The organism is Anaerococcus obesiensis (genome assembly GCF_016599815.1).
GTDB classification, from domain to species: Bacteria; Bacillota; Clostridia; order Tissierellales; family Peptoniphilaceae; genus Anaerococcus; species Anaerococcus vaginalis.
Map to the genome: position 1 here is coordinate 1,589,713 of NZ_CP067016.1, position 12,813 is coordinate 1,602,525.

17 protein-coding genes are annotated in these 12,813 nt (G+C 26.8%); 16 read left to right on the forward strand and 1 reads right to left on the reverse strand.

The features are described from left to right. Positions 1 to 45 precede the first annotated feature (45 nt). The 16 genes from obgE to I6H46_RS08130 all read left to right on the forward strand — a co-directional run bounded on the left by obgE (position 46) and on the right by I6H46_RS08130 (position 12,429). Entirely contained in the window at positions 46 to 1,329 is a 1,284-nt protein-coding gene (obgE, locus tag I6H46_RS08055) for a GTPase ObgE (protein ID WP_019117686.1), read from the forward strand. An 8-nt stretch (positions 1,330 to 1,337) separates the two neighbouring features. Further along, entirely contained in the window at positions 1,338 to 1,625 is a 288-nt protein-coding gene (yhbY, locus tag I6H46_RS08060) for a ribosome assembly RNA-binding protein YhbY (protein ID WP_004838791.1), read from the forward strand. Continuing rightward, the gene (gene nadD, locus I6H46_RS08065; protein ID WP_019117685.1) at positions 1,625 to 2,218 is read left to right on the forward strand and encodes a nicotinate (nicotinamide) nucleotide adenylyltransferase; all 594 of its coding nucleotides are present in this window, start codon (positions 1,625 to 1,627) and stop codon (positions 2,216 to 2,218) included. The genes yhbY and nadD overlap by 1 nt, the downstream gene beginning before the upstream one ends. Further along, positions 2,211 to 2,771 (forward strand): bis(5'-nucleosyl)-tetraphosphatase (symmetrical) YqeK, encoded by a 561-nt coding sequence (yqeK, locus tag I6H46_RS08070; protein WP_019117684.1) that lies wholly within the window; start codon positions 2,211 to 2,213, stop codon positions 2,769 to 2,771. Before nadD ends, yqeK begins: the two co-directional genes overlap by 8 nt. Next, complete coding sequence (gene rsfS, locus I6H46_RS08075) at positions 2,764 to 3,075, forward strand: ribosome silencing factor (RefSeq protein WP_004838794.1); 312 nt, start codon at positions 2,764 to 2,766, stop codon at positions 3,073 to 3,075. Before yqeK ends, rsfS begins: the two co-directional genes overlap by 8 nt. 24 nt (positions 3,076 to 3,099) lie before the next feature. Beyond that, the gene (locus I6H46_RS08080) at positions 3,100 to 3,738 is read left to right on the forward strand and encodes a DUF655 domain-containing protein (RefSeq protein WP_019117683.1); all 639 of its coding nucleotides are present in this window, start codon (positions 3,100 to 3,102) and stop codon (positions 3,736 to 3,738) included. Between the two features lie 9 nt (positions 3,739 to 3,747). Continuing rightward, positions 3,748 to 4,152: an RrF2 family transcriptional regulator gene (locus I6H46_RS08085; RefSeq protein ID WP_004838796.1), complete on the forward strand. Its 405-nt coding sequence runs from the start codon at positions 3,748 to 3,750 to the stop codon at positions 4,150 to 4,152. A 14-nt stretch (positions 4,153 to 4,166) separates the two neighbouring features. Continuing rightward, positions 4,167 to 6,779, forward strand: coding sequence for an alanine--tRNA ligase (gene alaS, locus I6H46_RS08090; RefSeq protein ID WP_019117682.1), 2,613 nt, complete (start codon positions 4,167 to 4,169; stop codon positions 6,777 to 6,779). 9 nt (positions 6,780 to 6,788) lie between these two features. Then, a complete protein-coding gene (locus tag I6H46_RS08095) occupies positions 6,789 to 7,046 on the forward strand; it encodes an IreB family regulatory phosphoprotein (protein ID WP_019117681.1) in 258 nt (85 codons plus the stop codon). Beyond that, a complete protein-coding gene (ruvX, locus tag I6H46_RS08100) occupies positions 7,039 to 7,458 on the forward strand; it encodes a Holliday junction resolvase RuvX (RefSeq protein WP_026074029.1) in 420 nt (139 codons plus the stop codon). The genes I6H46_RS08095 and ruvX overlap by 8 nt, the downstream gene beginning before the upstream one ends. Next, entirely contained in the window at positions 7,451 to 7,693 is a 243-nt protein-coding gene (locus tag I6H46_RS08105) for a DUF1292 domain-containing protein (RefSeq protein WP_019117679.1), read from the forward strand. Before ruvX ends, I6H46_RS08105 begins: the two co-directional genes overlap by 8 nt. Continuing rightward, positions 7,683 to 8,141: a Fur family transcriptional regulator gene (locus I6H46_RS08110; RefSeq protein ID WP_019117678.1), complete on the forward strand. Its 459-nt coding sequence runs from the start codon at positions 7,683 to 7,685 to the stop codon at positions 8,139 to 8,141. The genes I6H46_RS08105 and I6H46_RS08110 overlap by 11 nt, the downstream gene beginning before the upstream one ends. Further along, the gene (locus I6H46_RS08115) at positions 8,125 to 9,801 is read left to right on the forward strand and encodes a ribonuclease J (protein WP_019117677.1); all 1,677 of its coding nucleotides are present in this window, start codon (positions 8,125 to 8,127) and stop codon (positions 9,799 to 9,801) included. Before I6H46_RS08110 ends, I6H46_RS08115 begins: the two co-directional genes overlap by 17 nt. Next, on the forward strand, positions 9,791 to 10,426 hold the full coding sequence (locus I6H46_RS08120; protein WP_019117676.1) for an O-methyltransferase: 636 nt from the start codon (positions 9,791 to 9,793) through the stop codon (positions 10,424 to 10,426). Before I6H46_RS08115 ends, I6H46_RS08120 begins: the two co-directional genes overlap by 11 nt. After that, positions 10,416 to 11,645 (forward strand): peptidase U32 family protein, encoded by a 1,230-nt coding sequence (locus I6H46_RS08125; protein ID WP_019117675.1) that lies wholly within the window; start codon positions 10,416 to 10,418, stop codon positions 11,643 to 11,645. The genes I6H46_RS08120 and I6H46_RS08125 overlap by 11 nt, the downstream gene beginning before the upstream one ends. Positions 11,646 to 11,811: 166 nt before the next feature. Beyond that, positions 11,812 to 12,429, forward strand: coding sequence for a class I SAM-dependent DNA methyltransferase (locus I6H46_RS08130; RefSeq protein ID WP_019117674.1), 618 nt, complete (start codon positions 11,812 to 11,814; stop codon positions 12,427 to 12,429). An 85-nt stretch (positions 12,430 to 12,514) separates the two neighbouring features. Here the strand turns inward: I6H46_RS08130 and I6H46_RS08135 are convergent, their stop codons facing one another. Then, positions 12,515 to 12,751, reverse strand: a complete 237-nt coding sequence (locus I6H46_RS08135) for a hypothetical protein (RefSeq protein ID WP_019117673.1) — start codon at positions 12,749 to 12,751, stop codon at positions 12,515 to 12,517. Between the last annotated feature and the right edge of the window lie 62 nt (positions 12,752 to 12,813).

Below are 12,813 nucleotides of genomic sequence, written 5' to 3' on the forward strand. Positions count from 1 at the left end.
CTTGCCCACGGGCAAGCTTTTTTTGTAAAAAGGAAATTTACACCAATGATTGATTATGCAAAAATTGAACTTCAAGCCGGAAAAGGTGGAGATGGAGCAGTCGCCTTCAGAAGAGAAAAATATGAACCTACAGGAGGGCCTGCAGGTGGAGATGGAGGAGATGGAGCAAGTATTTATATAAAAGCTACAAATTCCCTTTCAACGCTTGAAGAATATAGATATAAAACAAAATATAAAGCAACAAATGGCGAAGACGGTATGGGTAAAAAAAGATTTGGGAAAAAAGGAGAAGATCTTTATTTATATGTACCAGTTGGAACAATTGTTAGAGAAAGTACAAGCGGAAAAATTATAAAAGATTTGAAAAAAAATGGAGAAGAATTTCTAATAGCGAAGGGTGGCAAAGGTGGAAAAGGAAATGTTCATTACAAATCTTCCACAAGACAAGCTCCACGTTTTGCTCAAAAAGGAAAAGAAGGTCAAAAAATAACTATAAGTCTTGAGCTTAAAATTTTGGCTGATGTCGGTTTGGTTGGACTTCCAAATGTAGGAAAATCAACCTTGATTTCTGTTATTTCTAAAGCAAAACCAAAAATTGCAAATTACCATTTTACAACTCTTGATCCAAATCTAGGAGTCGTTAAAATTGATAAAGAAAGATCTTTTATAGTTGCTGACATTCCAGGACTAATAGAAGGTGCCAATGAAGGTTTAGGTCTTGGCCATGATTTTTTAAAACACGTTCAAAGATGTAAAATTCTTGTTCATTTAGTAGACATTTCAGGTTTTGAAGGACGAGATCCTATTGAAGATTTTGAGCTTATAAATAAAGAATTAAAATTATTTGATGAAAATCTTTATAACAAATATCAAATAGTTGCTCTTAATAAATCAGACTTAGATTTTAATGAAAATTATAAAAAATTCGAAGAAAAATACTCAGATAAATATAAAATTTTTAGAATTTCAGCTGCTACAACAAATGGAATAAAAGATTTGATTGATGAAGTTTCAAGAGTTTTATATAATTTTGAAGATGAACAATACGATCTTGATGAAAAAGTCGATGAAGCTTATCTTGAAGAATTTTATGATAAGTCAATTGCAAGTGATGAATTAAATTTTGAAATAGAAGATGGGATTTATGTTTGCAACGGATATAGAATCGATAAGCTTTTAGAAAAAGTTAATTTAGATGATTATGATAGTCGTATGTATTTCGAAAAAAATCTAAGAGAAATGGGTGTTTTTGAAAAGTTTGTAGAAATGGGAATCCAAGAAGGAGATTCTGTTGCTATAGGAGATATAGTTTTTGATTATTATGAATAGGAGATAAAATGATTTCAGGAAAACAAAGATCATATTTAAAATCTTTAGCTCATGATTTAAAGCCAATTGTTAATATAGGAAAAAATTCATTAACTGATGAAGTAATTACTTCAATTGATGAGGCTTTGGAAAAAAGAGAGCTTATAAAAATAAAAATACTAAATAATAACTTAGACGATAATGATGAAATTGTTGATGAAGTTATTGAAAAATTAAATTGCGAATTTGTTTCTCATTTAGGTAATATTTTTACCATATATAGAGAAAGCAAGAAAAATAAAAAGATAGATTTATAATGAAAATTGGTCTATTTGGTGGTACATTTGACCCGATTCATATTGGGCACATGATATTGATGGAAAATGTGATTAATAATTTGGATTTGGATAAAATATATGTTCTTCCAAATTCAAATCCACCACACAAATTAGAAAATAAAAAAACAGCCTTAAATTTAAGGCTAAAAATGGTAAATGAAACAATAAAAGACAATCCAAAACTTGAAATAAATGATTATGATTATAGAGATAATGAAATTCACTATACCTTTAACACAATTAATTATTTTAAAAAATCTTATCCCAATGATGAATTTTTCTTTATAATGGGCGAAGATTCATTTCTTGATATTGAAAAATGGAAAAATTACAAAGAAATATTAAAAGAAAATTTGATTATTTTTAAAAGATATAGCAACAAAAATTTTTCTCTTATATCTAAAATAAATCAAGTAAGAAAGTATAATAAAAATATATACCTAATTGATAATATAGCTTTAGATATTTCATCAACTTTGATAAGAAACTTAGTAAAAGAAAATAAAAGTATCAGATATTTGGTAAACGATGAAGTTATAAATATCATTAAAGAGGAGAAATTGTATGTTTGATTTTTCTAAATATAAAGACAAGCTTAAAAATGATATTGGAGAAAAAAGATTTAATCATGTAATCAGAGTTAAGGATATGGCCTTAAAAATCAATAAAAATATAGATATTGAGAAAATAAAAACAGCAGCTTTATTACACGATTGTGCAAAATATAATGAAAAATATTATTTAGATAAGTATAAGAAATATTGTGATTTTTCAAATGAAATTATTTCTAATAAAGCAATTTTACATTCATTTTTAGGACCTATTGTTGCTAAATATGAATATGGTGTAGATGATGAAGAAATTTTAAATGCAATTAAATATCATACTACTGGAAAAGAAAATATGACTGATTTTGAAAAAATAATATTTCTTGCAGATGCTTGTGAAGAAAATAGAAATTATGAAGGCGTGGATAAGTTAAGAGAGTTAGCCTTTAAAAATTTAGATGATGCTGTTTTATTTAGCTTAGATGGAACTATAAAGTCATTGGTTGATAGGAAGATGGTAATATTTCCTTTGACTATAAAAGCAAGAAATTATTTATTAAGGGAGAAAAATGGGTAAATTAGATATTATAGTAAAAACTTTAGAAGATAAACAAGCTTATGATATTAAAGTTATTGATCTTGAAAATAAATCTTCAATAGCAGATTATTTTGTACTTGCTACTGGAAATTCAATTAATCAAAATAAAGCTTTAATAGAATATATTGAGGAAAATCTTAAAAAAGAAGGATTTGATGTTTTATCTATTGAAGGATTGAGAGAAGGAAAATGGATATTAATGGACTGTGGCGAAGTGATAGTTCATATATTTTCATCAAATCAAAGAGAATTTTATAATATAGAAGATTTATGGGAGTCATAAATTATCGTTAAATAGAGGTATTTTATGGAAACTGATAAAAAAGATAAGATTATCATTGCTTTGATAATTGGAATTGTTATTGTTATATCTCGAAATTTTGTTTCAAGTCGAAATAATGATGAGCTTGTATTTGAAAAACAAGGCTTGTCAATTGAAATGAAATCAAATGAAGATAAGAAAAATAATGATGATAATAAACTAAATTCTGAATCTAAAAATTCTATTAGAAAAGTACATATTAGTGGTGAAATTAATAAGCCTGGAGTTTATAAAATAAATGAAGATTATAGATTAGAGGATTTAGTAAATGATGCGGGAGGGCTTACTGAAAACGCTGATATTGATAAAATAAATTTGGCATTAAAGCTTGAAGACCAAATGAGAATAATAATTCCAAACATCAATGACAAAAATAATGATGTGGATAATTCTACAAATCAACTTATTAGTCCCGTAGAAAAAATTGACGATAAAAAAGTTAATATTAACAAAGCTGATAAGGCTCAGTTGATGACTTTGCCAAATATTGGAGAAAAAAGAGCGCAAGCTATTATCGAATATAGAGAAAAAAACAAATTTAATAAGATTGAAGATATTAAAAATGTATCTGGCATTGGGGATAAGTATTTTGAAGCGATGAAAGATATGATAGTGATAGATTGAGGAGTAAATATGAAATTATCAACTAGAGGTAGGTATGGACTTAGAGCTATACATTATTTAGCAGAAAATGAAGATAATGGATATATTTCAGTTTCTGATATTTCTAATGCCTTAAAGTTGCCAGAAAATTACTTAGAACAATTAATAAGAATACTTAAAAGAAATAATTTAGTAATATCAGCAAGAGGTGCTAAGGGAGGTTACAAACTTTCTAGAAATTCTAGCGAAATTACAGTTGGAGATGTTTTGAGAGTATTGGAAGGCGAAATGACCTCAAGCGAATGCGTAGCTGATAGAAATAACTGTAATAATTCAGAATGTGAAGCTTATTATGTTTTTGCAAAAATTGATGATGCTATCAACAAGGCAGTTAATTCAATAACTATAAAAGATATGGTTAATGAAAAACTATAAATTAGGAGAAAATTATGAGAAAACTAGGAATGAACGAACTTAGAAAAGAATATTTAGATTTTTTTGGCTCTAAAAAAAATCATACAGTATTAAAATCATTTTCTTTGATACCAGAAGATGACGAATCATTACTTTTAATCAATGCTGGTATGGCACCATTAAAAAAATATTTTACTGGCGAAAAGAAAATGAAAAATAACAGAGCTACATCTTCACAAAGATGTATAAGGACTGGAGATATTGAAAGAGTTGGAATAACCGAAAGACATGGAACTTTTTTTGAAATGCTTGGTAATTTTTCTTTTGGGGATTATTTTAAAAGAGAAGCTATACATTGGGCATACGAATTTTTAACAGTTAATCTTGAAATTGATAAAAATCTTTTGTGGGTTTCAGTTTATGAAAATGATGATGAAGCATTTGATATTTGGCATGATGAAATAGGAATTGCCAAAGATAGAATTTTAAGATTTGGAAAAGAAGATAATTTTTGGGAACTAGAAGTAGGTCCATGTGGCCCAGATTCAGAAATTTTTGTTGACAGAGGTATAGAAAAAGCTGTTGATGAAAATGATAATAAACCAGGAAATGATGATTCAGATAGGTTTATGGAAGTTTGGAACTTAGTTTTCACTCAATTTAATAAAAACGCAAATAAGGAATATATACCATTAGCTCATCCAAATATTGATACAGGAATGGGACTTGAAAGAATGGCAATGGTTCTTCAAAATAAAGACAATATTTTCGAAGTTGATGTAAACCAAAATATTATCAAAGAAATTGAAGAATTATCAAATAAAAAATACAAGGAAAATAAAAAAGATGATATTTCTATAAGAGTTATTGCAGATCACGCTAAAGCCATGACTTTTATGGTATCAGACGGTATTCAACCTTCAAATGAAAAAAGAGGATATGTTTTAAGAAGACTAATAAGAAGAGCATTTAGACATGGAAAACTATTAGGAATTGAAGGAGAATTTTTATCATCTATTGTTGATTGCGTTATTGATTCTTATAAAGTTGAGTATGATGAACTTACAAAAAATAGAGAAAAAATCATTAATATTATAGAAAAAGAAGAAGAAAATTTCCAAAAAACAATTGACAGTGGTCTGGATATTTTAAATTCTTATATTAAAGAATTAAAAGAAAATAATAAAGATATACTTAGAGGTAAAGATGCATTTAAATTGTACGATACTTACGGTTTTCCATTAGATTTGACAAAAGAAATTCTTGACGAAAATGATTTAAAAGTTGATACAAAAGAATTTGATGAATATATGGAAAATCAAAGAAACCTTGCAAGAAATGCAAGAAAATCTGATGCAGGTTGGTCTCTTGAATCGATAAATGTAGATGAATTTAAACAAACAGAATTTGTAGGTTATGAAAATTTTGAAATAAATGCAAACATTATTGGCTTATTTGATAATAAAGAAAAAGTAAACTTTATAAAAAAAGGTCATAAGGGTATAATTGTAAGTGATAAGACTTCTTTTTATGCAGAAGGTGGCGGACAAGTAGCTGATACAGGATTTATTATCACAGATGATTCAAAAGCAAGAGTTTATAATGTACAAAAGAAAAAAGATGTTATACTTCATTATGTTAAAGTTGAAGAAGGTAAGTTAGAATCTTGTAATGCATTATTTAAAGTTAATAAACAAAGAAGATTAGATATAACAAGAAACCACACTGCAACACATCTACTAGATCAAGCCTTAAGAAATTTATTAAGTGATGAAGTTAAACAAGCTGGATCATTAGTAGATGAATATAAATTAAGATTTGATTTTACTTATCCAAATGCTTTAACTAAGGATGAAATCAAGAAAATAGAAGATGAAGTAAATGAAAAAATCAGAGAACAATTGCCTGTAAAAAAAGAAATTATGTCTTATAAAGAATCAGAAAAACTTGGAGCTATAGGTTTATTTGAAGATAAATATAAAGATATGGTTAGAGTTGTTTCAGTTTCTGATTATTCAAAAGAATTATGTGGTGGATGTCATGTAAATAATTCATCTGAGATTTTAATATTTAAAATAATTCAAGAATCATCTGCAGCTTCAGGTATAAGAAGAATAGAAGCTATAACAGGAAAAAAAGTTTATGAATATTTAAATAATAATATAGAAATAGTTAACTCAATTTCTGATGAATTAAAAACAAACCCTAAAAATGTATTGTCAAGAGCTAAATCTTTAAATGAAGAAATAAAACAGCTCAAAGATGACATTCAAAAGCTAAAAGAATTCAATGAAAAAGATATTTATAAAGATATAGAAAGTGAAGTTAAGGATATTAATGGAATAAATCTTTTAGTTCATAAATTTGAGAATGAAGATCTTGATACATTGAGAAATTTTGAAAACAGAATAAAAGACAAATACAAAGATTTAATAATTGTATTTGCTACTGTAAAAGATAATAAAATAATCTTTACAGCATCTGTTTCTGATTCATTAACAGATAAATACAATGCAGGAAAAATTGTCAAAGAAGTTAGTAAAATAACAGGTGGAAATGGTGGAGGAAAGAAAAATTTCGCTCAAGCTGGAGGTAAAGATATTTCTAAACTAGATGAAGCTTTAGAAAAAGTTTATGATTTAATATAAGGAGAAATTATGTCAGACAAAAACTTCAATGAAACTATGCGTTTCAATCCACAAGATGAGAAAAAAGTTGATATAAGAGAAATTATTACAGAAGTTTATAATGCTTTAGAAGAAAAAGGATATAAGCCAACAAACCAAATTATTGGATATTTAATTAGTGGAGATCCTACTTATATTACAGGACACAAAAATGCTAGAAAATTGATAAGACAAGTTGATAGAGATACTATTCTAGAAGAAATATTAAAATATTATATTAATGAGTAGAATTATGGGATTAGACTTGGGTGATAAAACAATCGGAGTCGCATTAAGCGATACGTTTTTTATCACTGCCCAAGCCTATATTACAATTAAAAGAAAAAAAGCAAGTTTAGATATTGAAAAATTAATTGAAATAATTAATGAAAAAGAAGTAAATTTAATAATTATTGGACTTCCAAAAAATATGAATAACACCTTAGGTCCTCAAGCCATGAAGGTGATTTCTTTTGTCGATTTATTAAAAAAATCCACTGATATTGAAATTAAATATCAGGATGAAAGAATGACTACTATACAATCAGATCAGGTCTTGATGGATATGAATGTTAATCTTAAAGATAGAAAAAAATATGTAGATAAAATTGCTGCCTCTTTTATTTTACAGACCTATTTGGATGGGAGAAATAATGAATAAGATAATTTTAACAGATGAAAATAATAACGAAGTCGAATTTAATTTGATAGATACATTCGGAGTAGACGATAAAGATTATGCTGTTTTAGAGCCAATAGATGAAGATTTTATATTGATTTTTGAAATGATGAAAAGTAAAGATTCTGTTAGCTTTAAGGCAATCGATAATAATAAAGAATTAGACGAAATTGTAAAAATATATGAAGAAATGAAAGAAGATGAAAATGAACATTGAACAGTTAAAAAAAGTATTTGAAAAAAATGGTCATAAATTTACAAAACAAAGACAAATAATTTTCAATGCTCTTAAAAATTCTAATTCAAAACATTTGACACCAGAAGAGTTGTTTTCTATAGTACATGAAGATAATAAACAAGTTGGTATAGCAACTGTTTATAGAACTCTTAATATTTTTGAAGATTTGGGAATTGTTAATAAGCAAGAATTTACAGATTCTGTGAATACTTATGAGCTTATTAGTCAAAAAGATGCACACCATGACCATTTAATTTGTACTAATTGTGGAAAAATTGTTGAAGAAAAAATTTTAGATAATGAAAAATTAGCAAAAAGTTTAAAAGATAAATATAACTTTGAATTGGATTATTATTCTTTAAGAATATATGGTATTTGCTCCGAATGTGAAGATAATTTAAGGAGTAAAAATGAGAATGCAAAATAAACTAAAAGTCATCCCATTAGGAGGACTTGGAGAAATAGGTAAAAACTGTACAATTGTCGAATATAAAAATGAAATGATTATGATAGATTGTGGCTTAACTTTTCCAGATGAGGATATGTTAGGTGTAGATATAGTTATACCAGATTTTACCTATGTTGAAGAAAACAAAGATAAGTTAAAAGGTATATTCATTACTCATGGTCATGAAGACCACATTGGAGCAATTGCATACCTTTTAAAAACAGTAGATACTAATGTTTACTGTTCAAAACTTACAAAAGGATTATTAGAAAATAAATTTAAAGAACATGGACTTAATTCTAATAGATTAAAGATGGTTAATGTCAATAATACAGTAAAAGTTGGAAATCTAAGTGCAGAATTTATCAGAGTAAGTCACTCAATTCCAGATTCTTGCGCAATAGCTGTAAAATCTCCAATAGGAACTATATTATTTACTGGCGATTTTAAAATGGATTTTACGCCTATAGATGGCGAACCTACTGATATACAAAAGCTTGCTTCTTTAGGTAGAAAGGGATTATTATGTCTTTTTTCTGATTCTACAAATGTAGAAATAGAAGGAAGTTCAATGAGTGAGAAAGAAGTAGGAGAAACTTTTATTAATTTATTTGGACAAGCACCAGGTAGAATAATTGTAGCAACTTTTGCTTCAAACCTTCATAGAGTTCAACAAGTAATATTTGCTGCTGAAAAATATAATAAAAAAGTAGTTTTATCTGGAAGATCTATGATAAATAACGTAAAAATTGCAAGTTCATTAGGATATTTGAAAATTAGAAATAATACTTTAATTGATATGAAAAATATTAAAGATTATTCTGATGATCAAATTGTTGTCTTGTCAACCGGAACTCAAGGAGAACCACTATCTGCATTGACAAGAATGGCAAATAATGAACATAAGCAAGTTCATTTAAATTCATCAGATACTGTAATTTTGTCATCATCAGCAATTCCTGGTAATGAAATGCCAATTAATAATACAATTAATAATTTAACAAAAATTGGTTGTGATATTATATATGATTCTTTGGCAAAAGTTCATGCATCAGGTCATGCTTGCCAAGAAGAAATTAAATTAATGCACCAATTAACAACACCAAAATATTTTATTCCAGCTCACGGGGAACCACGCCAATTGAAAAAACACATGGAAATAGCTATGGATATGGGATTGAATAAAGAAAATATTTTAGTCGGTCAAAATGGAGACGTTTTTGAATTTACCAAAAAATCTGCTAGAATTAATGGTAAAGTTCAAGCAGGAAATGTTCTAGTAGATGGTTCCGGTATTGGCGATGTTGGAAATATTGTTCTTAAAGATAGAAAACATCTTTCTGAAGATGGACTTTTAGTTGTAAGTTTAACAATTGAAAAACATACACAAAGAGTTTTATCAAATCCTGAAATTGTTTCAAGAGGATTTATTTATGTAAAAGAAAATCAAGATCTTATTGAAAATTCAAAAGATATTGTAATGAGAACAATGAAAAAATGTGAAAAAAAAGATATTCATGCTATTAGTCAAATTAAATATCAAATAAGAGAAGCATTGAAATCATATATTTATAATCAAACTGGAAGAGATCCTATGATTTTACCAGTTTTAACAGAAGTTGATAGCAATGAATATTAATTATAATCATATAGTTGATTATTTAAATAATATTTATATTGATGAAGATTTTATTGAATTAAGAAATTACGGAATTGAAAATAATATTCCTATAATGAAATTAGAAACAAAAGAATTTCTTAAAACTTTAATTTCAATTTCAAAACCTAAAAATATTCTAGAAATTGGAACAGCGATTGGCTATTCTTCATTACTTTTTTCTAAATATTCTAATGCAAATATTACTACAATTGAAAAGAGTAAAGATATATCAGAAATAGCAAAAGCTAATTTTTCTAAATATAATAAAAAAATAAATTTAATAAATATGGATGCAAAAAAAGCCTTGAATAATTTTAATCAAGGCTTTGATTTTGTTTTTATAGATGCAAATAAATCACAATATGAATATTACTTTAATGAATCATTAAAATTATTAAATGAAAATGGCCTTATTGTTTGTGATAATATTCTCTTTAGGGGAGAAATTACAAACGATGATTTAATTAATAGACGACACATAACTATGGTAAAAAATTTGAGAAAATTTTTATCTCATATTACAAATTTAGATGAATATGTAACAAGTATAATACCAATAGGCGATGGTATTAGTTTAACGACAAGGAGAGTTGATGAAAGATAAAGTTGAATTATTAGCACCAGCTGGAGATATGGAAAAATTAAAAGCAGCTATAAAATTTGGAGCAAATGCTGTTTATATGGCTGGAAATAATTTTGGTCTTAGAAAAAATTCAAAAAATTTTGATAAAGATGAACTTAAAGAAGCAGTTGATTACGCACATGAACATGGAGTTAGATGTCATATTACTATGAATATAGTTCCTCATGATAATGATCTTGAGGGAATTGTAGAATACATCAAATATCTTGAAAAAATTGGAGTAGATGCTTTAATAATTTCAGATCCTGGTATTTTTAATATAGCAAAAGAAAATTCTAATATAGATTTACACATTTCAACTCAAGCATCTGTAACTAATTCTCACACAATTAATTTTTGGTATAAACTTGGTGCAAAAAGAGTTATACTTGCAAGAGAATTATCACTTGATGAAATAATAGAAATTAGAAAAAATGTTCCAAAAGATTTAGAAATTGAATGTTTTATTCACGGAGCTATGTGTATTTCATATTCTGGAAGATGTTTATTAAGTAATTACATGACAGGAAGAGATGCAAATAGAGGAGATTGCGCTCATGCTTGTAGGTGGAAATATGCCCTACAAGAAGAAAAAAGACCAGGCGAATATTATCCTATAGGCGAAGATGAAAATGGAACATTTATTATGAATTCCAAAGATTTATGCCTAATAGATGAAATTGATAAGCTAATAGAGGCAGGAGTTGATTCATTTAAAATTGAAGGAAGAATGAAAACCGTCTTTTATGTTGCAACAGTTATTAGAAGCTACAGACAAGCAATTGATGCATACTATAATGGAGTTTATAATAAAGAAATTGCTAAAAAATATATGGATGAAATAAAAAAAGCTAGCCATAGACATTTTACAAAAGGATTTTTCTATAATAAAGCGGATTCTTCTTCTCAAATTTATGAAAATTCTTCATACATTAGAAATTATGATTTTATTGCTGTGGTTTTAGATTATGACAAAGAAAATAAAATTGCAAAACTAGAAGAAAGAAATAGATTTGTTTTGGGAGATGAAGTCGAAATTTTTGGAGATAGTCCAGACTTTATAAAATTTAAAATTGAAAATATGAAAGATTCCAAAGGAAATGGTATAGAAATAGCCAACAAGGCAAAACAAATAGTTTATATAAAAATTGACCATGAGCTTAAAAAAGGAGATATGGTAAGACGCAAAATTGATGAATAACTTTAAATTTTAAATGATTTTTTAAATCATATAAAATTTTTGCAAGCACCTTCTGATTAGGATTAACAAAACTAATCAGGAGGATTTTTTATTTCAAAAAGAAAATTATTAAATTTTAATTATTTATTAAAATTGGTATAATCAAGATAGTAATTTGGAGGATAAATTGTTAAGTAATAAAGGTTTTGATTTGTGGGCTGATGATTATGATCAAAGCGTTGAAATATCTGATAATGATGGTTCATATCCTTTTGCAGGATATAAAAATATACTTAATGAAATATATAATAGGATATTAAATGAATCTTATAGAAATATTTTAGACATTGGATTTGGTACAGGAACTTTAATATCCAAGTTATATGATCATGGCTATAAAATCTATGGGCAAGATTTTTCTAAAAGAATGATAGAAATAGCACAAAATAAAATGCCTAATGCGAAGCTTTTTTATGGAGATATTTCTAAGGGCTTGGTTAATCCCTTGTTAGAACATAAATATAATGCAATAATTGCTACATATTCACTTCATCATATAACTAATGAGAAAAAAGTTATATTTTTGAAAAAATTACTAGAACAATTAGATGGTGGGGGATGTATATACATTGGAGATATAGCTTTTGTATCTCGTGCTTTACATGATAAATGTATGAAAGAATCTTATGAACAGTGGGATAATGATGAGATTTATTTTGTTGTGGATGAATTTAGGTCTTATTTTCCTAAATTGAAATTTGAAAAATTTTCTGAATGCTCAGGATTAATTACATTAAAAAAATAGGATATTTTCTAGATAAATTAAATGGTAATAATAAAATTTTAGATAAAATACAAAAAAGGCTGTAATTATTTTACAGCCTTTAAATTTACTTATCTTTTGATGGATTTTCAGAAAAATCTGATCTTGTTCTTCTTGCTTCTGCTCCAACGTTTGAGTTGGTGTCAGCTTCATCAGTTATACTTCTTAAATTTTCTTGATCTGCAGTATGTTTTTTATCTAGAGATTCACTACCATCAGCTTTATTTGCTTCTCTTGATTTTTTATCAAGTTCTTTGTCTCCTCTGTATTGGTTGTCATTGCTTATTCTGTTTTCGTCAGTCATTTTAATCTCCTTTTAAATTTTAAAATTAGAATCTTACTATTACTATACCCAATTGAATAAAT

Bases quoted from the DNA above. Each gene is read 5' to 3' on its own strand.
- obgE (WP_019117686.1), top strand. From the start codon at position 46: ATGATTGATTATGCAAAAATTGAACTTCAAGCCGGAAAAGGTGGAGAT.
- yhbY (WP_004838791.1), top strand. From the start codon at position 1,338: ATGATTTCAGGAAAACAAAGATCATATTTAAAATCTTTAGCTCATGAT.
- nadD (WP_019117685.1), top strand. From the start codon at position 1,625: ATGAAAATTGGTCTATTTGGTGGTACATTTGACCCGATTCATATTGGG.
- yqeK (WP_019117684.1), top strand. From the start codon at position 2,211: ATGTTTGATTTTTCTAAATATAAAGACAAGCTTAAAAATGATATTGGA.
- rsfS (WP_004838794.1), top strand. From the start codon at position 2,764: ATGGGTAAATTAGATATTATAGTAAAAACTTTAGAAGATAAACAAGCT.
- I6H46_RS08080 (WP_019117683.1), top strand. From the start codon at position 3,100: ATGGAAACTGATAAAAAAGATAAGATTATCATTGCTTTGATAATTGGA.
- I6H46_RS08085 (WP_004838796.1), top strand. From the start codon at position 3,748: ATGAAATTATCAACTAGAGGTAGGTATGGACTTAGAGCTATACATTAT.
- alaS (WP_019117682.1), top strand. From the start codon at position 4,167: ATGAGAAAACTAGGAATGAACGAACTTAGAAAAGAATATTTAGATTTT.
- I6H46_RS08095 (WP_019117681.1), top strand. From the start codon at position 6,789: ATGTCAGACAAAAACTTCAATGAAACTATGCGTTTCAATCCACAAGAT.
- ruvX (WP_026074029.1), top strand. From the start codon at position 7,039: ATGAGTAGAATTATGGGATTAGACTTGGGTGATAAAACAATCGGAGTC.
- I6H46_RS08105 (WP_019117679.1), top strand. From the start codon at position 7,451: ATGAATAAGATAATTTTAACAGATGAAAATAATAACGAAGTCGAATTT.
- I6H46_RS08110 (WP_019117678.1), top strand. From the start codon at position 7,683: ATGAACATTGAACAGTTAAAAAAAGTATTTGAAAAAAATGGTCATAAA.
- I6H46_RS08115 (WP_019117677.1), top strand. From the start codon at position 8,125: ATGAGAATGCAAAATAAACTAAAAGTCATCCCATTAGGAGGACTTGGA.
- I6H46_RS08120 (WP_019117676.1), top strand. From the start codon at position 9,791: ATGAATATTAATTATAATCATATAGTTGATTATTTAAATAATATTTAT.
- I6H46_RS08125 (WP_019117675.1), top strand. From the start codon at position 10,416: ATGAAAGATAAAGTTGAATTATTAGCACCAGCTGGAGATATGGAAAAA.
- I6H46_RS08135 (WP_019117673.1), bottom strand. From the start codon at position 12,751: ATGACTGACGAAAACAGAATAAGCAATGACAACCAATACAGAGGAGAC.